A 23,214-nucleotide genomic window follows, 5' to 3' on the forward strand; every position below is an offset into this window, starting at 1 on the left:
CGATGGTGGATATGGGGTCGGACTCGGCAGCGGTCACCCGATTCCGAAGCGGAGCAGCACGATCCCCGGGTACACGGCGAAGAGCACCGAGAGCGGAAGGATGAGGAACACGAGCGGGAACATCATGGCGATCTCGGCGCGCCCGGCACGCTCGATCAGCGCACGCCGGGTCTCTTCGCGGGCGTCGACGGCCTGGTCCTGCAGCACCTGCACGAGGGGGGCGCCGCGTTCGAGGGCGGCGATGAGGTGGTCGACGGCCCGGCGCACGCCCGGCTGGGGCACGCGCTCCGCGAGTCGTGCCAGGGCGTCCGGGAGGGCGATCCCGGTGGCGACGTCCGCGGTCACGCCGCGCACCTCGCGGCACAGTTCGCCGCTGCCGACGTCGCCCACGCGCCGCAGCGCATCGAGCAGGCCCTCCCCCGCCGACAGCGACAGGCTGAGCAGCTCGAGCACCGACGGCAGCTCTTCGTGGATGCGGGCCGCCCGTGCACGGGTGGCACGCTGCAGTCCGAGGTCCCAGAGCACGGCGCCGGCGCCGGCCGCGAGGATCGGTACGACGGCGAGACCCGGCGTTGCGCGCCCGATCAGGGCGAGCACCACGACGGCGACGGCACCCGCCGTGGCGCCGCCGACCGTCCAGACCAGCCGACGCACCCGGTACGCGGTCGGGTCCATCCGCCATCCCGCGGCACGCAGACGCTGAGCGAGAGCCGTTGCGGCGGGCGACGGCATCCGCGAGCGGACGAGACGCGGGGCGCGGGGGGCGACGACGCCCACCAGTTCGAGGTCCCCGCGCGCGGCGGCGACGTCGCGTACGTAGGGAGCGACGCGCCCGGACAGCACGGGCGTGCCCCACCGAGGCATCATCAGCACGAGCAGCCAGAGCCCCGCCCCCAACATCGTCCCCAGCACCGTCCCCCACAGAAGCGCGGGCGCCACGAAGGGTCCGACGCCGCCGCTCATGCGAACCACCTGCGCGGCTCGGGCAGCTGCCCCAGCCGCACCATGAGGCGGTATGCGACCACCGAGACGACACCGCCGACGGCGACGACCAGGATGCCGTCCGGCGCCGAGTAGGCGCGCGCCCCTTCGGGACGCAGCGACAGCAGCACGAGGATGACCCAGGGCGCGACCACTCCCAGCACCGCGGCGCCGCGCACCCACGACTGCCGCGATTCGACCTCCGCCCGCACAGTCGCCTCCGCCCGCACCGACGCCGAGAGCGCCCGCAGCACCGTTCCGATCTGCGCTCCGCCAACCTGCCGCGCCATCCGGAGCGTCTCGATGATGCGGTCGCCCACCGGGTCCGCCACGGCGAGCTTCAGCCGGCGTGCGCTGGAGTCGAAATGACCGGATGCCGCGTAGTCGCGGCCGAAGCGGGCGAACGCGGGACGCAGCGGGGGCGGCGCGGAGTGCGCGAGCGCGGCCAGGGCGTCGGGAAGCGACATCCCCGCTCGCACGGAGGCGATCAGCAGGTCGCAGACGTCGGGCCACATCGCCCGCCGCGACCGCAGCAGCCGGGCCCGCCGCGCGCGCAGCCAGAACACCGGTGCCGCACCGCCGATGGCCGCCGCGCCGACGACGAGCACGCCGGCGCCGAGCAGCAGCATCGCCACGGCGCCCGCGACGAGGCCGCCGAGCACCATCACGACGACGAGCACCCGCGGGGGCACCGATGCGTACCCCGCCTCGCTCAGCAGGCGGGCCGCACGGCTCTCCCGGCTGAGGCGTGAGCCGGACCCGGCGGGCCACCACCACCGCGAGAGGATCAGCAGGATGCCGAGGCCCAGGCATCCGCCCCACACCAGGGTCACGCGCGCACCGCCCGGGCGGGCCGCGCCGAATCGGCAGGCGTGTCGCCGTGGGCCCCGGCGGCCGGAACGACCTCGACCGCGCCCTGGATGACGCGTCCCGTCGTCCGCACGATCTCGGTGATGCGTCGACGACCCTGCCGGTCCCTGGAGCAATGGACCACGATATCCACGCTCGAGGCGATGGCGGGCAGGAGGAACGAGGAGTCGATGTTGCGCCCGGCCAGCAGCGGCAGCGCCGCCAGCTTGCGCAGCGCGTCGCTCGCCGAGTTCGCGTGGATGGAGGCCATGCACGGCAGACCCGTGTTCAGCGCAAGCACCAGGTCGAGCGCCTCGGCATCGCGCACCTCGCCGATCACGAGACGATCCGGGCGCATGCGCAGGGCCTCCTTGACCAGCCGACGCAGGCTCACCTCGCCGGTGCCCTCGAGGCTGGGCTGGCGGCCCTGCATCGCCACGAGATCGGGCGCGGTGGCCGCGAGCTCGAACGTCTCCTCGACGGTGATCACGCGTTGGTCGCCATCGCACGCGGCGATCAGGGCGCCGAGCAGCGTGGTCTTGCCGGCGTGGGTGGGACCCGACACCAGGATGCTGCGCCCCTCCGCCACGGCCTCCTCGAGCACCTCGACCTGGCTGGCGTCGAGCGAGCCCATCTCCCGCAGGGTGTCGAGGTCGCGGTAGGCCGCGTGGAACTTGCGGATGTTCACCGCCCAGTGCCGTCGCGTGATGTCGGGGATCGCGACGTGCACGCGAGACCCGTCCGCGAGCGACGCGTCGACGAACGGCTGGCTGAGGTCGACGCGGCGGCCGCTGGGCTGCAGCATCCGCTCGACCAGGTCGCGCACGTTCTCATCGGTCAGCACGATCGGCAGGCGCTCGCTCACCCCGCTCCGCGCGGCGAAGATGCGATCGGGAGCATTGATCCAGATCTCCTCGACCGATGGATCCTCGAGGTAGCGCTGCAGCGGACCGAGGCCGGCGACGTGCGCGATCAGACCCCGGGCGGATGCCGCTTCGTCGTCGATCGGCGGCAGGCCCCGGGCCAGTGCGGTGTCGTTGTAGGCGCGCACCGCATCGAGCGCGATCCGCTCGGCCGTCGTCCCGTCGCGCGCGGGGTCGATGCCCTCCTCGCGCAGACGCTCGCGCACCTGGACGAGCACGGCGGCATCCGTCTCGAACGGGGCGGCGGGTCCGGGCGTGGGCACGCGATCATCCTCGCAAGAGCCCGCACGGCACCCGCGAAGTTATCCACAAGCAGGGGCAGCCCGCCCCCGCACGCTCAGCGCAGCGCGGTGCGCGCCGTGATCTGCCCGGTGTCGAAGCCGAACAGGTGCAGGCCACCGTGGAACCGCGCGTGCTCAACCTTGATGCACCGGTCCATCACGACCGTCAGGCCCGCCGCCTCGGCCTGGCGCGCGGCATCCTCGTTGTAGATGCCCAGCTGCACCCAGATGGCCGGCGCGCCCACGGCGATGACCTCGTCGACCACGGCGGGGATGTCGTCGGCCTTGCGGAAGACGTCGACGATGTCGGGCACCTCCGGCAGTGACGCCAGGTCGGGATACACCGGCTGCCCCAGGATCTCGGTGGCGTTCGGGTTGACGAAGTACACGCGGAAGTCGCTGGACTGCAGCAGGTACGTGCCCACGAAGTAGCTCGAGCGCTCCGGCTTCGGCGACATGCCGACGATCGCGACCGATCGCGCCTGCCGCAGGATCTGCAGGCGCTCCTGCGCGCTCGGTCCCACCCAGCCGCGCTGCAGCCTCATCATGCGCGCCAGCGGCGAGGATGCCGGCATCTGGCAGGTGAGTCCATTCGTCAGCTGCGCGGTCACCGTCTCGGGCGACTCATCGGCGGGCGTCGTCCCTTCGGCGGGCGTCGTCGTGGTCATGGACTCAGCCTTCCACGGCCCGGGTCAGGGCCTGATCGAGATCGTCGATGATGTCTTCGGGGTCCTCGATGCCGACGCTCAGGCGGATGACGCCCGGCAGCACGCCCGCCTCGACGAGCTGCTGCTCGGTCAGCTGCGCGTGCGTCGTCGACGCGGGGTGGATGATGAGGGTCTTCGCGTCGCCGATGTTGGCCAGGTGGCTGGCCAGATTGACCGATTCGATCAGCTTCTGCCCCACCTCGCGGCCGCCCTTCACGACGAAGCTGAACACCGCGCCCGGTCCCTTGGGCAGGTACTTGAGGGCGCGCTCGTGATGGGGGTGACCGGGCAAACCGGCCCACTGCACGGCCTCGATGCGCGCGTCCTGGTCGAGCCACTCGGCGACGATGCGCGCATTGTCGACGTGCGCCTGGATGCGGAACGGCAGCGTCTCGATGGACTGCGCCAGCATCCACGCCGACTGGGCGGAAAGGGTAGGGCCGATGTCGCGCAGCTGCTCCGCGCGCAGGCGGGTGAGGAATCCGTACTCGCCGAAGTTGCCGGTCCAGCTGAGCCCGCCGTAGCTCGGCACCGGCTCCTGCATCAGCGGGAACTTTCCGTTCTCCCACGGGAACCGGCCGCTCTCGACCACCACGCCGCCGAGCGTCGTGCCATGACCGCCGAGGAATTTGGTCGCCGAGTGGGTGACGATGTCGGCGCCCCACTCGATCGGCCGGTTCAGGTAGGGGGTGGCGACGGTCGAGTCGATGATGAGCGGCACCCCGGCGGCATGTGCCACCTCGGCGAGCCCCTCGACGTCCGCGATCTCGCCGGAGGGGTTGGCGATGATCTCGGCGAAGACCGCCTTCGTGCGATCGGTGATCGCGGCGGCGTAGTCGGCGGGGTCGGAGCTGTGCACGAACGTCGTCTCGATGCCGAACCGGCGCAGCGTGACGTCGAGCTGCGTGATCGATCCCCCGTACAGGCTGGCCGAGGCGACGATGTGGTCTCCGGCGCCCGCGAGCGCGGCGAAGACGATGTACTGCGCGCTCAATCCGCTCGCCGTGGCGACGGCCCCGATGCCGCCCTCGAGGCTCGCGATGCGCTCCTCGAAGCTCGCCACGGTGGGGTTCTCGAGCCGACTGTAGATGTTGCCGTACTTCTGCAGCGCGAAGCGCGCGGCGGCATCCGCGGTGTCGTCGAAGACGAAGGCGGCCGATTGGTAGATCGGCAGCGCTCTCGCCCCGCTGACCGGGTCGGGGATGTTGCCGGCGTGGATGGCGCGGGTGCGGAACCCGTATTCGCGGTCGACCATGTCGGCCACGCTACCTGAGCCGGACGAGCGGCTGCCCACGCACTAGAATTGCCCCACCCGCGGGAGTGGTGGAATTGGCAGACACGCAGGATTTAGGTTCCTGTGCCCCAGGGCGTGTGGGTTCAAGTCCCACCTTCCGCACGCGATGGAGCGACCCCGGCTCCGCGCGCCTCCCGACACCCGACCGACCGGACCCGCCCGTGCAGCAGCTCGCACTCATCCCCTGGCTCGACCCCGAGACGATCATCACCGCCGCCGGCCCGTGGGCGCTGCTCGTCGTCTGCGCCATCATCTTCGCCGAGACGGGGCTGCTGGTCGGGTTCCTGCTGCCCGGCGACACGCTCCTGATCATGGCGGGCCTGCTCTCACACCCGTCCGACGTCGCCCCGAACGGCGTCTTCGGCGTGAACGTGTGGGTGGTCGGCCTGCTGATCGGTCTCGCCGCCTTCCTCGGCGGCGAGGTCGGCTACCTCATCGGCCACAAGGCCGGCCCCGCGATCTTCGAGCGCAAGGAGTCGGGGCTGTTCAGCCGCCGCAACGTGGAGCGCACCAACGCGTTCTTCGAGCGCTTCGGCGGCCTGACGATCATCCTCGCCCGATTCGTGCCGATCGTGCGCACGTTCGCCCCGATCGCGGCCGGCGTAGGCCACATGAACAAGTGGCAGTACACGCTCTACAACCTGATCGGCGCCGTCATCTGGGGCTTCGGGCTCACCGTCATCGGGTACCTCATCGGGCTGATCCCCGGGGTCGGCGACTTCGTGGCCTCCTACATCGACGTGATTCTGCTCATCGCCGTCGCCGCCACCCTGGCGTTCGTCGCCTTCCACTACTTCCGCGAGAAGGCGCGCGCCCGCCGCGACGCCGCATCCGGCGGCGCGCGCATCGACGCCGACGAGGCGCGCCGCCTGGCGCTGGACTCCGAGACCCTCGAAGCCGCGCCAGACCTGGGCGACGACCGGTAGCTCGAACCCCCGCATCCCTGCGCTCGCCTGTCACGAATCGCGGGCCGGATGCCGCCCCGCCATCTGTGACAGGTGAGCGACCGGGCTCCGCGTCCGGCCGAGAGAGGCGAGCGCAGGGTAGCGACGTCGGGGCCGACCGGCAACCCGCATGCGGAGGCGCAGCGCGGATGCCTAATCTCGCGGCGTGCGGAGGGGACGATGATCGGCCTGCTGACGGGCGTGTGGCCGCTGTGGCTGAGCATCGGCGTGCTCGTCGCGGCGGCCGGCGTGCTGTGGGTGGCGGGCACTCGGCTCGCACACACCGCGGACGAACTATCCGACCGCACCGGGCTCGGCGAGGCGATCGGCGGTGCCCTGTTCCTCGGCGGCGTCACGTCGCTCAGCGGAATCATCACGACGGTCACCGGTGCGCTCGCCGGCGATGCCGGCTTCGCTCTGGCCAACCCGGTGGGCGGCGTCGCCATCCAGACGGTCTGGCTCGCCATCGCCGACCTGATCTACCGTCGCGCCAACCTCGAGCACGCCGCGGCGTCGCTCCAGAACCTGATGCAGTCGCTGATCCTCGTCGCGCTGCTCTCGCTGCCGGTCATCGCCTATGCGACACCGCAGTTCGTGTGGGGGTGGGTGCACCCCGTGACGATCTTCATCCCCGTCCTGTACGGCTACAGCCTGTTCCTGCTGCGTCGGATGCAGGCCACCCCGATGTGGAAGCCGCAGAAGACGGACGATACGGTCCCGGATCAGCCCGAGGAGCCGTCGTCGACGTCACTGCGCGCGCTGTGGGCGATGTTCGCCGGGCTCGCCGTGGTCGTGGGCATCACCGGATGGGCCATCGGCCGCGCCGGCCTGGGCCTTGTCGAGGCGACAGGCTGGCCGAGCGACGTCACCGGGTTCACCATCACGACCGCGATCTCGTCGCTGCCGGAGCTGGTGACACTCATCGCCGCCGTACGGATGGGGGCCCTGACTCTGGGCCTCGGCAACATCATCGGCGGCAACGTGTTCGACACGCTCCTGATCTCGATCTCGGACGTGGCATACACCGAGGGGACGATCTACCAGGCCGCGGGAACGTCGAGCCTGGTGCTGCTCGCCGCGACCGCTTTCATGGCGTCGGTGCTCGCGGTGGGCCTGCTGGCCCGCGAGCGCAAGGGGATCGGGTTCGAGGGCTTCGCCATACCCGGAATCTACGTCGCCACCGTGGTGCTGGCGATCACGGCCTGACCCCGCCGCGAATCCCGTACACACCACGCATGTCCCACCTTTACCTCTCACCCGCCCGCGGAACGGTGAGAAGTCGGGACATGCGCCGGACGCGGGCGGTCAGGAGGCCTTCGCGGGCTTCTTCTTGCGCTTGGGCGCATCCTTCGATGCCGCCTCGTCGTTGCCGCCGCGTGCCGCGCGCGAGCGCTCGACGCTGGCCCGCAGTGCGTCCATCAGGTCGATCACCTCGCCGCCGGTCTCCTCCTCGCGCTCGCCGAACGTCTCGGAGGTGTCGAGCGCATCGCCCTTCTCGAGCTTCGCCTCGATGAGGGTGCGCAGCTCCTGCTGGTACTCGTCGGCGAACTGGTCGGGCTCGAAATCGCCCGAGAAGCTGTCGACGAGACTGGCCGAGAGCTCGAGCTCCTTCTTCGATATCTTCACCGGCTGGTCGAGGGAGGGGAACGATGCCTCCCGCACCTCGTCGGCCCACAGCAGGGTCTGCAGCATCAGCGCGTCGCCACGCACGCGCAGGGCCGCCAGGCGCGTCTTCTGCCGCAGGGAGAAGCGCACGATCGCGGTGCGGTCGGTCTGTTCGAGGGTCTTGCGCAGCAGCACGTATGCCTTGGGCGACATCGAGTCGGGCTCGAGGTAGTACGACTTGTCGAGCATGATCGCGTCGACCTGGTCGGACGGCACGAACTCCACGACCTCGATCTCGCGGCTGCCTTCCGAAGGCAATGCGGCGAGATCGTCCTTGGTCAGCACGACGGTGCGCTCGCCGTCGTCGTAGGCCTTGTCGATGTCGGAATACGGCACGACCTCGCCGTCGATCTCGCACACCCGCTGATAGCGGATGCGGCCGCCGTCCTTGTTGTGCACCTGGTGCAGCGACACGTCGTGATCACCCGTCGCGGCATAGACCTTCACGGGCACGTTGACGAGACCGAACGCGATGGCGCCCTTCCAGATCGCTCTCATAGACCCAGTCAACACCCCCGCGGCGCCCTCGGCCAGACCCGCATCCGCGAGTAGCGTGAGGGGGTGGCGGGCGAGCAGACGGTGCGGATCGCGGGGCGTCGTCTGCGTGTGACCAACCTCGACAAGGTGCTCTACCCCGAGACCGGCACCACCAAGGGCGAGGTGATCGACTACTACACCCGCATCGCCCCGCTGCTGCTCCCCCACGTCGCGGGGCGTCCGGTCACCCGCAAGCGGTGGCCGGACGGGGTCGGCACGACCCAGAATCCGGGAACGTCGTTCTTCGGCAAGCAGCTCGAGGCGGGTGCGCCGGAGTGGGTGCGCCGTCGTCCGATCGAGCACTCGGGGGGTCCCAAGGACTACCCCGTAATCGATGACGTCGCGACCCTCGTCTACCTCGCGCAAGTCGCGAGCCTCGAGCTGCACGTGCCGCAGTGGAGATTCGCACCCGACGGAGGGCGAGGGCACCCCGACCGACTCGTGCTCGACCTCGACCCGGGCCCGAACACCGGACTCGCGGAATGCGCCGAGGTCGCCCGCTGGTGTCGCACGATCCTCGAGGGCATGGACCTGACTCCGTATCCGGTCACGAGCGGCAGCAAGGGCATCCACCTCTACGCGGCGCTGCCGGGCGACCAGACGAGCGAGAGCATCTCGGCGTTCGCCAAAGAACTTGCCCGCGCGATCGAGGCCGACCACCCCGACCTCGTCGTCAGCGCGATGAGCAAGTCGGTGCGCGCCGGGCGGGTGCTCATCGACTGGAGCCAGAACAACGCGGCCAAGACCACGGTGGCGCCGTACTCCCTGCGGGGGCGACCGCGGCCGACCGTCGCCGCCCCGCGCACGTGGGACGAGCTGGACGCCCCCGACCTCGCGCACCTGACCTTCGACGAGGTCCTGATGCGGGTGGATGCCGCCGACGACCCGATGCGCGCGCTCGGCCGGGCGGTCGGCAGCGGCGACGACGGCCCCCTCGCGGCGTACATCGCCAAGCGCAGCGCCGACCGCACGCCGGAACCGGTGCCCGGCACCGCCCGCGGAGCGGCCGCCCCGCCCGACGACCGGCCCCGCTTCGTCATCCAGGAGCACCATGCGTCGCGGCTGCACTGGGACCTGCGGCTCGAACGCGACGGCGTGCTCGTCAGCTGGGCGGTGCCGCGCGGGGTGCCGCAGACGCCGTCTCGCAACAACCTCGCGGTCATGACCGAGGATCATCCGCTGGAGTACGCCACGTTCGAGGGCACCATCCCCGCCGGCCAGTACGGCGCCGGCACGATGACGATCTGGGACGAGGGCCGCTACGACCTCGAGAAGTGGCGCGACGACGAAGTGATCTTCACGGCCGAGGGTCGTGCGGGCGGACCGCTCGGAACCGTGCGTCTGGCGCTGATCCGCACCGACGGCTCGGGAGAGAAGTCCAGCTGGCTGCTGCACCGCATGAAGACGGATGCCGCGGGGAGGCGTCAGGCGGCGGCCTCCTCCGCGCACGACCGCGACGCCGACCCCGCGTCGGCACACCCGCACCCGACTGCTCAGAAGGAGCCGCCGGCGCGGCACCGCCTGGCACCCATGCTGTCGGAGTCGGCGAGCGAGGGAATCGCGCGCGCGTCGGCCGAGCGCTGGGCGCACGGTGAGCGTGGCCCCTGGGTCGAGTTCAAATGGGACGGCATCCGCGCGCTCGGCGTCTGGGACGGCTCCGCGCTGCGGCTGATCGGTCGCCGCGGCACCGACTTCACCGAGCGCTACCCCGAGGTCACCGGCGCCGCCGCCGCGCTCGGGAGCGAACCCGTCGTCGTCGACGGCGAGCTGGTCGCCCTCGACGACCGCGGGCGACCGAGCTTTGCGCGCCTGCAGAATCGCATGAACCTCACGCTCGAGCGGGAGATCCGCCGCGCGGCCCCGCGCACCCCCGTCACGTTCTACCTCTTCGACATCCTCGAGCACGCCGGCGAGGACGTCGCCGGGCTCCCCCTGTTTCGACGGCGCGCTCTGCTCGATCGGGCCGCAGCAGGAACGTCGGGCGCGATCACGCTGCCGCCGGTCGTCGACGACGTGGATGCCGCGCTCGAGACCGCGCGCGCGTTCGACCTCGAGGGCATCGTCGTGAAAGACCCCCGCTCCCCCTACCGCCGCGGCGAGCGGGCCGGCACCTGGCTCAAGGTCAAGCTGACCCGCACCCAGGAGGTTGTCATCGGCGGCATCCGACCTGGACGAGGCGGGCGCGCGGGAACGATCGGGTCGCTCCTGATCGCGGTGCCGGACGACGAGGGCCTGAAGTATGCGGGGCGCGTGGGCACGGGCTTCACGGATGCCGCCCTCACGCGGCTGCGCGACGCCCTCGAGCCGCTGCGCACCGACGAGAACCCCCTGGTCGGCGTGCCGCCGGCCGACGCGGCCGATGCCCTGTGGGTGCGTCCGCAGCTGGTCGGCGAGGTGGAGTTCGCGGAGTTCACCCCCGGAGGCATCCTGCGGCACCCGCGCTGGCGCGGGCTGCGGCCCGACAAACGTCCCGACGACGTGGTCCGCGAAGACTGACCTCCCGCCACGCTCGGATCAGGCGTGGGCGGCGTCGCGGTCGGAATGGCCGGCGGGCTCGAGCTGGAACGTCGAGTGCGCCACGTCGAAATGCTCGGCGAGGCAGGCCTGCAGACTCTCGAGCAGCTCCGCCGAGCCGCCATGCTGCAGCACCGCCGGCTCGACCACCACGTGGGCGGTGAACACCGGCGCACCTCGCGTGAGCTGCCAGACGTGCACGTCGTGCACGTCGGTGACGCCGGGGTTGCGCAGCATGTGGCTGCGGATCTCGCTGACGTGCGTGCCCGCCGGCGCGGACTCGGCGAGCACCGAGAAGACCTCGCGCAGCAGGCCGATCGCGCGCGGCAGGATCATTGCGGCGATCAGCAGCGAGGCCAACGCGTCGGCGGGTGCCCAGCCCGTCGTGACGATGACGATCGCCGCGACGATCACGGCGACCGACCCGATCAGGTCGCCGAGCACCTCGAGGTAGGCGCCGCGCACGTTGATGCTGGTGCGCTGGGCGCGCCCGAGCAGCCACAGCGCGACCGCGTTGGCGAGCAGCCCGATCAGCGCGACGACGAGCATGATCCCGCCCTCCACGTCGACGGGTTCCGGAGCGATCAGACGGCCCACGCCCTCCACCCCCACCCACGCGGCGAGGGCGATCAGGATGCCGGCGTTGGCGAGTGCACCGAAGACCTCCGCTCGGCGATAGCCGTAGGTGTGCCGGTCGTCGGCGGGTCGGGCCGCGACGATGCTCGCCACCAGCGCGATCACGAGCGCCGAGGTGTCGGTGAACATGTGCGCGGCATCCGCGAGCAGTGCCAGCGAGCCACTCAGCACCGAACCGACGATCTGCACGATCATCACGGTCGCGGTGATCACGAGCGAGATCGTCAGAAGTCGCCGGGCCGAGGCCCCACGGATGCCGGAGACCGGCGCGTGATCGTGCATACGCCCAGGCTACGGCTCGGATCCCTCGGCGGCGGCCTGTCGCGCGCAGTCGGGAATGAGTCCGATTCTCATGCTCGATCCGGCCCACCCCTCGTCCCTCGGGAGGTGACCCGCGTGTTCTACAGCGCGGAGAGGATCGGACCGAGCCGCTCGAAGGCGCGCGCACGGTGCGACTGCGCGTTCTTCTCCGCGGCGCTCAGCTCCGCCGCAGTCCGCTCCGAGCCCGGCGCCTGGCCATCGGGGACGAACAGCGGGTCGTACCCGAAGCCGCCCGCGCCGCTGGGCGTCAGGGCGAGACGACCGGGCCAGCGTCCCTCGACCACATGCTCCACCCCCTCGTCGCCGTTCTGGCCCGGCACGACGAGGGCGATGGTCGAGACGAACTGAGCGCCCCGGTGCGGGTCGGAGATGTCGGAGAGCTGGTCGAGCAGGAGCGCGGTGTTCGCCCCGGCATCCTTGGCGTGCCCCGCCCAGTAGGCCGAGAAGACGCCCGGCGAACCGCCGAGCACGTCGACGCAGATGCCGGAATCGTCGGCCAGCGCCGGCAGGCCCGTGTGCGCGGCGGCCGCCCGTGCCTTGATGAGCGCGTTCTGCACGAAGGTCAGCCCATCCTCCACGGGCTCGGGCCCGTCGTACCCGCTCACCTGCAGGTCGGGCCTGTGCGCGGCGACGATCGCGGCGAACTCCGCGATCTTGTGCGGATTGTGGGTCGCGAGGACCACGCGGAGCATCGTCGGTCCGCTCATCATCACTCCCCCGCTACGGCCGGCTGCAATGCGGCGAGCTGCTCGGTGCGCAGGTCGTCGCACCCGGCGACACCCAGCTCGAGCAGAGCGTCCAGCTCGCGCTTGTCGAACGGTGCGCCCTCGGCGGTGCCCTGCACCTCGACGAACAGGCCCCGTCCCGTCACGACGACGTTCATGTCGGTCTCGGCCCGGACGTCCTCGACATAGGCCAGATCGAGCATCGGCGTGCCGTCGATGATGCCCACCGAGACCGCGGCGACCGAGTCGTGCAGCACCTGCGAGCGCTGAGCGATGAACTTCTTGGCCCGCCCCCACTCGATGGCGTCCGCCAGGGCGACGTACGCGCCCGTGATCGCGGCCGTGCGGGTGCCGCCGTCGGCCTGGAGCACGTCGCAGTCGATCACGATGGTGTTCTCACCGAGCGCCTTCGTGTCGACGACCGCACGCAGCGCCCGGCCGATCAGGCGGGAGATCTCGTGGGTGCGCCCCCCGACCTTGCCCTTTATGCTCTCGCGGTCGTTGCGGCTGTTGGTCGCCCGCGGGAGCATCGCGTACTCGGCAGTGACCCAGCCCTTGCCCTTGCCCGTGAGCCAACGGGGCACGCCGTTGGTGAACGAGGCCGTGCAGAGCACCTTCGTGCCGCCGAAGCTGATCAACGCCGACCCCTCCGCGTGCGCGTTCCAGCCTCGCTCGATCGTCACGGTCCGCAGCTGGTCGGCGGTGCGCCCGTCGGCGCGGATCGTCTCTGTCATTCACATCTCCTGGTTCGTCTGTCGTTCGGTGGGCTCGTGATCCTGATCCTCGCCCGGCAGCACGTCGATCGTGCCCGTCTGCACCAGTCGCACGCTCTGCACCTCGCGCCCCGTGAGGCGGTTGGCCAGGTCGATGAACTCGGCCACGGACGTTCCGGTCGCCTCGTAGTCCTGGGTGCCGGGCCGGTCCGACGACGTCAGCAGGCCGCGCGTGACCAGCTGTCGATAGACGTCCTTGGCCGTCTCGGTGTCGCTCGAGACCAGCGAGACGTGCGGGCCCATCACGTAGCTGATCGCCCCCTTGAGGAATGGGTAGTGGGTGCAGCCCAGCACGAGCGTGTCGATGTCGGCGTGGCGAAGCGGTGCCAGGTATTCCTCCGCCACCGCGAGCAGCTCTGACGAGCCGGTGACCCCGGCCTCGACGAACTCCACGAAACGCGGGCATGCGGCCGCGAGCACGTCGAGCCGCTCGTCGACGCCGAGCATGTCCTGGTACACGCCCGATCCGATCGTGCCCTCGGTGCCGATGACGCCGATGCGGCCGTTGCGCGTCGTCGAGATCGCGGTGCGCACGGCGGGACCGATCACCTCGACGACGGGCACGTCGTAACGCTCGCGTGCGTCGCGCAGCACCGCGGCGGAGGCGGTGTTGCAGGCGATGACGAGCATCTTCACGCCCTGCTCCACGAGCGCGTCGAGCACCTCGAGCGAATACCGTCGCACGTCGGCGATCGGCTTCGGCCCGTACGGGGAGTGCAGGGTGTCGCCGATGTAGACGAGCGATTCGCGGGGCAGCTGATCGCCGATCGCCCTCGCCACGGTAAGGCCGCCGACCCCGGAGTCGAAGATCCCGATCGGAGCGTCATCCATGGTGCACCACACTACCGGCGGGCCCGCCGCTAGAGTGACCGCCATGACCGACCCGGCCGGCCCCAGCATGGGGTTGCACACCGACCGCTACGAGCTGACCATGATCGACGCGGCGCTGCGCGACGGCACGGCGCATCGCCGTTGCGTGTTCGAGCTGTTCGCCCGGCGGCTGCCCGGCGGTCGGCGATACGGGGTGCTCGCCGGCACGGGACGACTGCTGACGCTGCTGCGCGATTTCCGTTTCGACGACGACGAGCTGCGCTACCTCCGCGACGAGCGGATCGTGTCGCCAGAGACCGTCCGCTGGCTCGCCTCCTACCGGTTCCGGGGCTTCATGCGGGGATACCGCGAGGGCGAGCTCTACTTTCCCGGATCCCCCGTGGCGACGGTGGAGGGCACGTTCGCGGATGCCGTCATCCTCGAGACGCTCGCCCTCAGCGTCCTGAACCACGATTCGGCCGTGGCCACAGCGGCCGCGCGCATGAGCACGGCGGCCGGAGAACGGCCCGTCGCAGAGATGGGCTCTCGGCGTGCCGGTGAGGGTTCGGCCGTGGCTGCCGCCCGCGCGGCCTACATCGCCGGGTTCACAGCGACCAGCAATCTCGAGGCCGGCCGCCGCTGGGGAATCCCCACGATGGGCACCGCGGCGCATTCCTGGACGCTACTCCACGAACGTGAAGAGGATGCGTTCCGCGCTCAGATCGACGCCATGGGTCGCGAGACCACACTCCTGATCGACACCTACGACATCCCTCGGGGGGTCGAGACCGCCGTGCGCGTCGCCGGCCCGCAACTGGCGGGCGTGCGCATCGACTCCGGGGATCTGCCCACGGTCGCGGCGCAGGTGCGCGCACAGCTGGACTCCCTCGGCGCGACGGCGACGAAGATCACCGTGACCAGCGACCTGGACGAGTACGCGCTAGCGGCGCTCGCCGCTTCACCGGTCGACTCCTATGGTGTGGGGACCTCCGTCGTGACCGGGTCGGGACACCCCACCGCCGGCATGGTCTACAAGCTCGTCGCGCGCGAGGACGCCGCCGGCGACTGGGTCCCGGTCGCGAAGACCTCGGCGGAGAAGACCTCCGCGGGTGGACGAAAGCGAGCCGTGCGCGCACTCGAGCACGGTCGTGCGATCGCGGAAAGGCTCTATCGCGGCGACGAGGCGACCGGGGAGCCGGCCTCGACGGTGGAACGGGGCCTGCAGGTGCCCCTCGTCGAGGCGGGCGAGATCGACAGCACCGCCGAAGGACCTGAGGGCACCGCCGCGGCGCGCAATCACCACCGCGAGGTGCGAGCCGAACTGCCCCTGCACGCCTTCGCACTGAGCAGGTCGGAACCGGCGATCCCGACCGTCACCGACACGCTCTGATGCGGCGCGGCGGCCGGCTCACTTGACGAGGGACTCGTAGATCTCTTTGCACGCGGGGCAGACGGGGAACTTCTCGGGGTCGCGTCCCGGCGTCCACTTCTTGCCGCACAGGGCCCGGACAGGCTTGCCCGTCATCGCGGACTCGAGGATCTTGTCCTTCTTGACGTAGTGCGAGAAGCGCTCATGGTCGCCGGGCTCGATGCCCTCTTCGCGGTGAAGTTCCTCACGCTCGCGGTCGAGGGTGCCGACCCCACCCTGCTCGGGACTGTCAAGAGGAGTGCTCATGGCTCGTCAGTCTACTGGGACCGACGGCCTGCGAGGAGGCTCACGACAGATCCGCCAGTTCGAGCAGTCGCGCGCCCCGACGGGAGAACAGCCACCCGCCCACGGCCACGCCGATCACGAGCACTCCGACACCGACCCCGAGCCCGCCCCACAGCGACGCCCAGGCTCGCGACGGGTCTCCCGAGAGAGTCAGCCAGCCCCACCACAGCGCCGGCGACGCCGCCAGGAGCGCGCCGAGCAGCACGATCGCCTGCGCGGCGATACCGGAGGACCCCGTGCGCTGCGGCTGGCGGAACGGGCTGTCGCCCGGGTGGGTGACCGGGTAGGGGGCCACGGCTGACGCAATGCTCGACAGCCCCAGCCCGGAGAGGAACAGCGCGGCGCAGACGCCGAGCATCGCGAACATCAGCTCTTCCCGCCCCGCGAGCGTCACCGAGACCGCCGCGACGACGACGAGAAGCGGCGTGCCGAACAGCAGCAGCGGCGCCAGGCGTCCGACACGGTCGGCGGCCCCCGAGACGCCGGACGAGACGTGCAGCCAGACGGCGGTCGAGTCATAAGCGACGTCGTCATGCGGCAGCCAGCCGAGGAACAGTGCCACCAGCGGCGCGGGTATCAGCGCGACCACTGACCAGGGAGCGCCCGCGACCAGAGGCGGGATCATCACCAGGAGCGCGGCGACGGGCACGATCGCCATGTTGACGAGGTAACGGCGGTCGTGCAGCCAGTACGCCATGCTGCGTGCCGCGATGGCGCCCGCTGCGGAACCCGGCATCACCGAGAACCACCCCATCCCCCGGTCCGGTCCCCCGGCGGGCACCGCGAGGGTGAGCAGGCGACGTCCGGCCGCGGCCCAGAGCAGCCCCAGCACGGCGAGCGTCACGAGGGCGATCGCCACGTGCAGGCCGTCGGCGACGAACATCCACGCCCAGGCGGCGCCCATCGGCGTGAGCGCGAGGGCCTGCGCGACCGTGTCGACAGCCTCGCTCCACGGCCCGGTCGCCGCGAGATAGGTCGCGACGACGGCCGTTCCGAGCACCCCCATGGTCAGGATGCCGGCTATCGGCCTGGAACGTGCGACCCGCGGTCGGCGCGCGGCCAGAGCGTGCCCCAGCCGAGTCACGAGCGCACAGGTGCCGATCGCGGCGATGGCGCCGGCTACCACCGCGGCCGGCGGAACCGCGGCGGCGCCGATGTTCACGGCGGCGATCACCGTGAGCAGGATCACGGCGAGCAGTGGCGGACTCAACGCACCGACAGCGACCAGAAGGGTGAGTAGACGGCCCTGCGGCATCGCAAGCACGGCGAAGCGCTGCGGGTCCAGCGGATCGTCCGCGGCGAACAGCTGCGGGGCGACGAAGAGGGCGATGACCACGAGGGCTCCGCCGATGACCACCAGATCTCCGGCGGCCGCGGGCGAGGCTTCCGCCGCCAGCGGGATCGCGTAGGCCGCGATCCCCGTGGTCACGAGCAGAAGGATTGCGGAGCCGAGCGCCGCCACGCGGTCGCGGGCGCGCCCCCGCAGCGCTCCGACGAGCAGGGCGAGCCTCAGTCGGAGAACTTGTGCAACCACTCGAGCTCCTCCGAATCGTCGAGTCCACCGGAGAGCTCGAGGAACCGCTGCTCCAAGGTCAGTTCGCCGCGGACCTCTGCGACGGGCCCCTCTGCGAGCAGGCGTCCGTCGACGAGCACCGCGACGCGACTGCACACCCGTTCGACGAGCGCCATGCCATGGCTGGACATCACCACGGTGCCGCCGTGCTCCACGTAGGTCTGCAGGATGCCGAGGATGACATCGGCCGAGGCCGGATCGAGTGCCTCGAACGGCTCGTCGAGCACCAGCACGCGTGGAGAGTGGATCATGGCGCCCGCCAGCATGATCTTCTTCGTCATGCCGGCGGAGTAGTCCGACACGACGCGAGCGAGCGAGCTCGTCAGGTCGAAGGCTCGGGCGAGGTCGTCGATGCGGCGGTGCACGACGGCGGAGGGCAGTCCCCGCAGCACGCCGTAGTAGTAGAGGAGCTGGCGGCCCGTCAGCCTGTCGAAGGTGCGCAGGCGGTCCGGCAGCACCCCGAGCATCTTCTTGGCCGCTGTCGGCTCCGCAGAGATGTCGATGCCGCCGACGGCGATGCGTCCTTCATCGGCGCGCAGAAGCCCCGACATCATCGACAGCGTCGTCGTCTTGCCCGCCCCGTTCGGCCCGACAAGACCGAAGAACGTGCCCGCGGGAACCTCGAGGTCGACGGCGTCGACGGCGATCTCCCCGCGGAAGAGCTTCGTCACGGCCGTCAACGCCAGTGCCGGGGCAGCGGGATCGAACTGGTTGTCGCTGCCCGCTTCGGAGTGCGCGACGACGTCGGGCTGAGACGCGTCATCCAGCTCCGGCTCGGGAGCCGGGCCGGCCTCGCTTTCGGGCTCGGGGTCCGGTTCGGGCTCGGCCTCCGGTTCAGGCTCGTGCTCCGGAGCGGTCTCGGGCTCGATGACCGGGGCGGGCTCGAGCCTGGGCTCGAATTCGACCCCGGTCCCCAACTCGGTCTCGGCTTCGGCTTCGGCTTCGGCTTCGGCTTCGCTCGGAGAGTCGGGTTCGCCCTCGGCTTCCGCCTCGGTCGCGCGCTCGGTCACGCTCTCGCCCTCCGGCGCGTGCTCCCCGTCCGACTCGGGCTCGACCGGCCGCAGTCGGATGGGGATCGTCGGCGGCACCGCGTCGGCCCGGGCACTCGCCGCCAGCGCCTCTGCCGCAGACATGGGCGGCAGCGGGGGCGACACGAAGACGGTTCCGAGGACGAGGGGCGCCTCGGCGGCATCAGAGGGCGCCGTCGCCGATGTGGACTTGGGTGTGCTGGACTTCGATCCGGTGGGCTTCGAAGGGCGGGATTTCGGCCCGGCGGATTTCGACGCCGTGGGCTTCGACGGCCTTGCTGCCGACGAAGTGGACTTCGATGAGCTGGACTTCGACGAGGAAGACGTGGACCTCGCCGACTTCGATCCGGTGGACTTCGACTCCGCCGGCTTCGACCCCGCAGGATTCGGCGCCGGCGATCTCGTGCCCGACGCCCCGGTCCCGGCCGGCTTCGCGCCCGTCGACTTGGCCGCCCGCGCCGCCGATGTCTTCGTCGCACGAACGGGCGACGGCGCTCCCGGCGCCGGCTTGGCGCGCGGTGCACGAGGCTTGCGCGCCGCGGGTGCGCCCTGTTCGGCGACCTCGTCGCCCTGATCCCCCGCGCGCTCATGCGCGGAGTCATCGTCGGATGGCTGCCGCGAAGGTGGCGTGGATGCGGTCACCCCTCCAACGTACCAACCATCGCCCGGCAGGCCGGGCCGCCGGATGCTGTCGGCGAGCCACAACCCGGCATCACGAATCGACAACGACAGGGGCGAATTGTGCCCGTTCCCAGCTGATTTCGCTACCATCGCAGAGACACGACGGAGTGACGCGTTCATGAATCGCCGGTGAACACCGCGACGAACAGCGTCGCACACCGCACACTCCCAGGAGATCCATGACTTTCCAGATCGTGATCCTCGCCGCGGGCATGGGCTCGCGGCTCGGGCGCAGCCTTCCCAAGCCCCTCACGACGCTCGGCGACGGCCGCTCGATCATGCAGCAGCAGCATCAGAACATCCGCGCCGCTTTCGGCTCCGAGGCGCGCATCACGACCGTCGTCGGCTACCGCGCTGAGACGATCGTGGAGGCGTTCCCCGACGTCGACTACGTCTACAACGACCGCTACGACCAGACCAACACGTCGAAGTCGCTGCTGCGTGCGCTCACCTCCACCGGCCGCGCCGGGGTGCTGTGGATGAACGGCGACGTCGTGTTCGACCCCCGCGTGCTCGGCCGCGCGATCGCGCTGGTCGAACGCGGGCAGTCCTTCGTCACGGTCAACACCGCGAAGGTCAGCGACGAAGAGGTCAAGTACACGGTCGATGAGCAGGGCCGGATCGACCAGCTCTCCAAGACCGTCGCCGGAGGCGTCGGCGAGGCGGTCGGCATCAACTACATCTCGGCCGCCGACAAGCGGGCGCTGATCCACCAGCTCGGGCGCGTCGACGATCAGGACTACTTCGAGCGCGGTCTCGAGCTGGCGATCGCCGAGAACGGCGTGCGCATCGAGCCGCTCGACATCTCCGACCTCTACGCGGTCGAGATCGACTTCGCCGAGGACCTCGAGCGAGCCAACCTCTTCGTGTAGCGCCTCGTCGAGAGGCTTCCCAGCACCGATCTCTAGAATCGGGCGCGATGGCCGAAAAGGTGCACACGATCCACTCCCTCCCGGGCGACGCGCCCTGGGAGCGGGGGCTGCCGCCCGCGGGATCCGAGGAGCACCCGCGTGTGATCCGGACGCTGGATCGCGTTCTCACGATCCAGCGGCCCCTCGTCGTCGCACACATCCGCAGCATCCGCGTCCGCAACCCGCGCGCGACGCCCGCGGACATCGTGCGGGTGCTGGAGCGGCGCTACCTCGCGGCCGTCACCACCGGCGGGGCGGCGGTCGGAGCGACGGCCGTCGTGCCGGGCATCGGCACCGGCGTCACGCTGGCTCTCTCCGGCGTCGAGACGGTCGGCTTTCTCGAATCGACGACGCTGTTCGCGCAGTCCGTGGCCGAGGTGCACGGGATCGCGGTCGAGGATCCCGACCGTGCGCGGGCTCTCGTGCTCACCCTCATGCTGGGACGCGAAGGCATCGATCTCGTCTCCCAGCTCGCGCGGCAGGCGTCAGGGCGCGGCGGGACCCGCTCGGCCTACTGGGGCGAGATGGTCACCAAGACGTTGCCGAGGGCGGCCCTGGGTCCCCTCGTCGACCGGCTCAAGTCGAGCTTCATCCGCCAGTTCGCGGCCCGCGGCGGTGCCTCATGGCTGGGAAAGGCGCTGCCCTTCGGCGTCGGTGCGGCCATCGGCGGCGTCGGCAACAACATTCTCGGGCGGCGCGTGCTCGTCGGCTCGCGCCGCGCATTCGGGCTTCCCCCCGCATCCATGCCCGGGGAATTGGAGCCCGCCGCCGACGCCCGTCTCGGCGCCCCCACCGCACGCGGAGCGCGGCACCTCGGTTCGGCCGTGACGGGCGCCCTCTCCGCGGCCGGCCGGGGACTGGACGCCGCACGGCGACGTCAGCGGCCCTAGATCCCCGTCGTCTCGTCGAGGTCCGCCTCGTCCTCGGGCGGCTCCGGCTCGCCGCGGGCCTCGGCACGCTCGTGCCACTGATCCCACGCGTCCATCAGCTCCTCGACGGCGTCCTGGAACGCGGCGGTGGGCGCACCCGGGCTCGTGTCGCCGAAGTAGTGGGACACCCACGCGGCCAGGCGCGTCGTCGCCGCAGGGTCGGCCCGCACCCGGTCGACCTCGCGGGCGATCCGGCCCGCATCGTCCGCGTCGAGCCATTCGCAGTCCGAGAGGTAGCCGTGCGTGTCGACGCTCGCGCGTTCGTCGACCGGCCGGGTCACCAGCAGCGGCTTGCCCGCCGCCAGACGGTCGTAGACCATCGCCGAGATGTCGACCACCGCGACATCCGCCGCGACGAGCTGCCACCCCAGGTCGGCGCCATCGTCGTAGACGTGCTGCGCACGCGGATCCTCCGCGTTCGCCGCCGCGAGCGCCTGGATGATCCGCCGGTTCGCAGCGCCGTAGGCCGCATCCACGACGCCGCTGCGGGGGTGCGGGCGGTAGATGACACGATGGCGACCCGTCGCGAGCAGAGCGGCGACCATCGCTTCGCCGTGTGTGCGGATCGAACCGTAGTGCGCCGAGGGGCGGTCACCCTCCCAGGTCGGCGCATACAGCACCACGGTGCGGTCGTCTCGGTCGTACGGCAGGGCGCCGCCGTAGTGGTCGGCTTGAGGTCGCCCGATCTGCATGGTCCGCGCATCGAGGTCGTAGTCCCACAGCACACGAGCAAGCCGCTCTCGAGCCGCGCGCCCCGCGATCAAGGCGTAGTCGTACGCCTTGAACTGGTTCGTCGTCATGTACATCTTGTCGGACTCGCCGTGGTTGATGAAGACGTGCCAGCGCCGGCCGTAGCGGAACATCTGAAAGTTGCGCGTGTTCTGGTTGACGTAGAACACGACGCGGATGTCCTGCTCGGAGACGAAGTGCTCGAGATCGCGCACGGTCGGCACGAACGCGATCGGCGGCGCGTCTTCGGCGAGCATCGCCTGCGCGCCGGTGGCGGATCGCGAGAGCACGACGACCGGCCACCGGCGCGCGAGATCGGCGAGCGGCTTGTACCACTGCCTGATCTGGTACATGTTGACCGCGCCATCGGCGAAGTAGACCGCGATGCGGTAGTGGTGCGCGGGATGCGGCGGACGCTGGGCCAGCGTGCGTCGCACACTGCGAACGGCCGAACGGGAGGCGGCCGCCTTGCGAAGCAGCGCCCCGGCCTTGCGTGCGTCAGAGACCAGTCCCACGCGCCCACCCTACCCAAGGGGCAGGGGCGGCCGGGCGTGGCATGATCGTCGGATGCAGGTCGACGGTGCCGGAGGCGCGGAGCCACCACGACGGGACGCCCCCGCGGTGCCTCCCCGGTCCGGCGTTTCGTACGTGATGCCCGTGCTGAACGAGCGGGACTATCTCGAGCGGGCCGTGCGCACGGTGCTGGCGCAGCGCATCGACCAGCCGATGCAGCTGATCCTGGCACTGGGCCCGTCGAACGACGGCACGACGGCTCTCGCGGCCGCCCTCGCAGACAGCGACCAGCGCATCACGCTGGTAGAGAACCCCGACGCCGATATCCCGAAGGGCCTGAATGCGGCCATCCGCGCGAGCGCATACCCGACGATCGTCCGCGTCGATGCGCATTCCGAGCTCGACCCCGAATACACCCGCCACGCGCTCGCCGCACTCGAGCGCACGCGAGCGGCCAACGTCGGCGGTGTCATGCGCGCCGACGGGCGCTCCCCGTTCCAGCGCGCCGTCGCGCGGGCCTACAACTCGCGCATCGGCCTCGGCGGGGGCGCCTACCACGTCGGCGCGCCGGAGGGCGAGGCGGAATCCGCCTACCTGGGCGTGATGCGACGGGCGGTGCTCGACGAGGTCGGCCTGTTCGATGAGAGCATCCGGCGCGGCGAGGATTGGGAGCTGAATCTGCGCATCCGCACGGCGGGCTACCGGGTGTGGTTCGATCCCGCTCTCGCCGTCACGTACTGGCCGCGCGAGAGCTGGTCACGCCTCGCCCGTCAGTTCGTGGCCACGGGCTCGTGGCGCGGAGAGCTGGTGCGGCGCTTCGGGCGCCGCAACTCGCTGCGGTTCTTCGCCCCGCCCGCCCTCGTGCTCCTCGTGCTGCTCGCGCTGGCTGTCGGCGTGCTGCAGGCGACCGCTGTGCTCGCCGGCATCCCCGCCCTCATCGCCTCCGTCGCGTACGTGCCGGTGGCGCTCTACCTGCTGCTCATCATCGTCGTCGCCGCCGGCCCGGCGGGCGGTTCGGGGGCCCGCGACAAGCTGTGGACGCTCATCGTGCTGCCCACGATGCACGTGGCGTGGGGGCTGGGCTTCATCGCGGGCATCGTGCGTGGTGCCCGCGGCACCGTCGACACGTCTCGGCTGGGCGATCGCAACACACCGCTGCCGTGAACCGACGCGCGC

22 protein-coding genes and 1 tRNA gene are annotated in these 23,214 nt (G+C 71.0%); 9 read left to right on the plus strand and 14 right to left on the minus strand.

All coding sequences use genetic code 11. The features are described from left to right. Positions 1-33 precede the first annotated feature (33 nt). The 5 genes from M4I32_RS14015 to M4I32_RS14035 all read right to left on the minus strand — a co-directional run bounded on the left by M4I32_RS14015 (position 34) and on the right by M4I32_RS14035 (position 4,996). Positions 34-963 (minus strand): type II secretion system F family protein, encoded by a 930-nt coding sequence (locus M4I32_RS14015; protein WP_319035100.1) that lies wholly within the window; start codon positions 961-963, stop codon positions 34-36. Then, complete coding sequence (locus M4I32_RS14020) at positions 960-1,814, minus strand: type II secretion system F family protein (protein ID WP_319035101.1); 855 nt, start codon at positions 1,812-1,814, stop codon at positions 960-962. Before M4I32_RS14020 ends, M4I32_RS14015 begins: the two co-directional genes overlap by 4 nt. Further along, positions 1,811-3,016, minus strand: coding sequence for a CpaF family protein (locus tag M4I32_RS14025; RefSeq protein WP_319035102.1), 1,206 nt, complete (start codon positions 3,014-3,016; stop codon positions 1,811-1,813). Before M4I32_RS14025 ends, M4I32_RS14020 begins: the two co-directional genes overlap by 4 nt. A 74-nt stretch (positions 3,017-3,090) precedes the next feature. Beyond that, positions 3,091-3,702 (minus strand): CoA-binding protein, encoded by a 612-nt coding sequence (locus tag M4I32_RS14030; protein WP_413466833.1) that lies wholly within the window; start codon positions 3,700-3,702, stop codon positions 3,091-3,093. Positions 3,703-3,706: 4 nt separating this feature from the next. Then, the gene (locus M4I32_RS14035) at positions 3,707-4,996 is read right to left on the minus strand and encodes an O-acetylhomoserine aminocarboxypropyltransferase/cysteine synthase family protein (protein ID WP_319035103.1); all 1,290 of its coding nucleotides are present in this window, start codon (positions 4,994-4,996) and stop codon (positions 3,707-3,709) included. A 59-nt stretch (positions 4,997-5,055) separates the two neighbouring features. On the opposite strand from M4I32_RS14035, the gene M4I32_RS14040 reads away from it, so the two are divergent. From M4I32_RS14040 to M4I32_RS14050, 3 genes are all read left to right on the plus strand, one after another. Next, positions 5,056-5,137, plus strand: a tRNA-Leu gene (locus tag M4I32_RS14040). Between the two features lie 59 nt (positions 5,138-5,196). Then, a complete protein-coding gene (locus M4I32_RS14045; protein ID WP_319035104.1) occupies positions 5,197-5,961 on the plus strand; it encodes a DedA family protein in 765 nt (254 codons plus the stop codon). Positions 5,962-6,159: 198 nt separating this feature from the next. Then, complete coding sequence (locus tag M4I32_RS14050) at positions 6,160-7,185, plus strand: hypothetical protein (RefSeq protein WP_319035105.1); 1,026 nt, start codon at positions 6,160-6,162, stop codon at positions 7,183-7,185. A 99-nt stretch (positions 7,186-7,284) separates the two neighbouring features. Here M4I32_RS14050 and M4I32_RS14055 read toward each other — a convergent pair whose 3' ends face one another. Further along, positions 7,285-8,142, minus strand: a complete 858-nt coding sequence (locus tag M4I32_RS14055) for a Ku protein (RefSeq protein WP_319035106.1) — start codon at positions 8,140-8,142, stop codon at positions 7,285-7,287. A gap of 63 nt (positions 8,143-8,205) precedes the next feature. On the opposite strand from M4I32_RS14055, the gene M4I32_RS14060 reads away from it, so the two are divergent. Continuing rightward, positions 8,206-10,677: an ATP-dependent DNA ligase gene (locus M4I32_RS14060; RefSeq protein ID WP_319035107.1), complete on the plus strand. Its 2,472-nt coding sequence runs from the start codon at positions 8,206-8,208 to the stop codon at positions 10,675-10,677. An 18-nt stretch (positions 10,678-10,695) separates the two neighbouring features. On the opposite strand, the gene M4I32_RS14065 is transcribed toward M4I32_RS14060, so the two are convergent. The 4 genes from M4I32_RS14065 to murI all read right to left on the minus strand — a co-directional run bounded on the left by M4I32_RS14065 (position 10,696) and on the right by murI (position 13,981). Beyond that, positions 10,696-11,613, minus strand: coding sequence for a cation diffusion facilitator family transporter (locus M4I32_RS14065; RefSeq protein ID WP_319035108.1), 918 nt, complete (start codon positions 11,611-11,613; stop codon positions 10,696-10,698). A 119-nt stretch (positions 11,614-11,732) separates the two neighbouring features. Beyond that, the gene (gene rdgB / locus M4I32_RS14070; protein ID WP_319035128.1) at positions 11,733-12,344 is read right to left on the minus strand and encodes an RdgB/HAM1 family non-canonical purine NTP pyrophosphatase; all 612 of its coding nucleotides are present in this window, start codon (positions 12,342-12,344) and stop codon (positions 11,733-11,735) included. A gap of 17 nt (positions 12,345-12,361) precedes the next feature. Further along, complete coding sequence (gene rph / locus M4I32_RS14075) at positions 12,362-13,111, minus strand: ribonuclease PH (protein WP_319035109.1); 750 nt, start codon at positions 13,109-13,111, stop codon at positions 12,362-12,364. Beyond that, positions 13,112-13,981: a glutamate racemase gene (gene murI / locus M4I32_RS14080; protein ID WP_319035110.1), complete on the minus strand. Its 870-nt coding sequence runs from the start codon at positions 13,979-13,981 to the stop codon at positions 13,112-13,114. 43 nt (positions 13,982-14,024) lie between these two features. Here murI and M4I32_RS14085 point away from each other — a divergent pair, with 43 nt between their 5' ends. Beyond that, the gene (locus tag M4I32_RS14085; RefSeq protein ID WP_319035111.1) at positions 14,025-15,350 is read left to right on the plus strand and encodes a nicotinate phosphoribosyltransferase; all 1,326 of its coding nucleotides are present in this window, start codon (positions 14,025-14,027) and stop codon (positions 15,348-15,350) included. Between the two features lie 18 nt (positions 15,351-15,368). Here the strand turns inward: M4I32_RS14085 and M4I32_RS14090 are convergent, their stop codons facing one another. From M4I32_RS14090 to M4I32_RS14100, 3 genes are read right to left on the minus strand one after another with little or no spacing between them, the layout of a single operon-like run. Then, positions 15,369-15,635: a DUF3039 domain-containing protein gene (locus tag M4I32_RS14090; RefSeq protein ID WP_319035112.1), complete on the minus strand. Its 267-nt coding sequence runs from the start codon at positions 15,633-15,635 to the stop codon at positions 15,369-15,371. A 40-nt stretch (positions 15,636-15,675) separates the two neighbouring features. Next, positions 15,676-17,208: a hypothetical protein gene (locus tag M4I32_RS14095; protein WP_319035113.1), complete on the minus strand. Its 1,533-nt coding sequence runs from the start codon at positions 17,206-17,208 to the stop codon at positions 15,676-15,678. Next, positions 17,184-18,380 carry an ABC transporter ATP-binding protein gene (locus M4I32_RS14100; protein WP_319035114.1) on the minus strand — a complete coding sequence of 399 codons (1,197 nt, stop codon included), beginning with the start codon at positions 18,378-18,380 and terminating at the stop codon, positions 17,184-17,186. Before M4I32_RS14100 ends, M4I32_RS14095 begins: the two co-directional genes overlap by 25 nt. On the opposite strand from M4I32_RS14100, the gene M4I32_RS14105 reads away from it, so the two are divergent. From M4I32_RS14105 to M4I32_RS14115, 3 genes are all read left to right on the plus strand, one after another. Continuing rightward, complete coding sequence (locus tag M4I32_RS14105) at positions 18,379-18,849, plus strand: hypothetical protein (RefSeq protein WP_319035115.1); 471 nt, start codon at positions 18,379-18,381, stop codon at positions 18,847-18,849. The two genes, M4I32_RS14100 and M4I32_RS14105, sit on opposite strands and share 2 nt — an antisense overlap. 286 nt (positions 18,850-19,135) lie before the next feature. After that, positions 19,136-19,828 carry a phosphocholine cytidylyltransferase family protein gene (locus M4I32_RS14110; RefSeq protein ID WP_319035116.1) on the plus strand — a complete coding sequence of 231 codons (693 nt, stop codon included), beginning with the start codon at positions 19,136-19,138 and terminating at the stop codon, positions 19,826-19,828. Positions 19,829-19,875: 47 nt separating this feature from the next. Further along, a complete protein-coding gene (locus M4I32_RS14115) occupies positions 19,876-20,757 on the plus strand; it encodes a hypothetical protein (protein WP_319035117.1) in 882 nt (293 codons plus the stop codon). On the opposite strand, the gene M4I32_RS14120 is transcribed toward M4I32_RS14115, so the two are convergent. Then, positions 20,754-22,040, minus strand: a complete 1,287-nt coding sequence (locus M4I32_RS14120; protein WP_319035118.1) for a CDP-glycerol glycerophosphotransferase family protein — start codon at positions 22,038-22,040, stop codon at positions 20,754-20,756. The two genes, M4I32_RS14115 and M4I32_RS14120, sit on opposite strands and share 4 nt — an antisense overlap. A gap of 136 nt (positions 22,041-22,176) precedes the next feature. On the opposite strand from M4I32_RS14120, the gene M4I32_RS14125 reads away from it, so the two are divergent. After that, positions 22,177-23,202: a glycosyltransferase gene (locus M4I32_RS14125; protein ID WP_319035129.1), complete on the plus strand. Its 1,026-nt coding sequence runs from the start codon at positions 22,177-22,179 to the stop codon at positions 23,200-23,202. The last annotated feature ends 12 nt before the right edge of the window (positions 23,203-23,214 follow it).

Origin of the sequence: Microbacterium sp. LRZ72, from assembly GCF_033792225.1 — a bacterium.
In the GTDB taxonomy this organism is placed as follows: domain Bacteria; phylum Actinomycetota; class Actinomycetes; order Actinomycetales; family Microbacteriaceae; genus Microbacterium.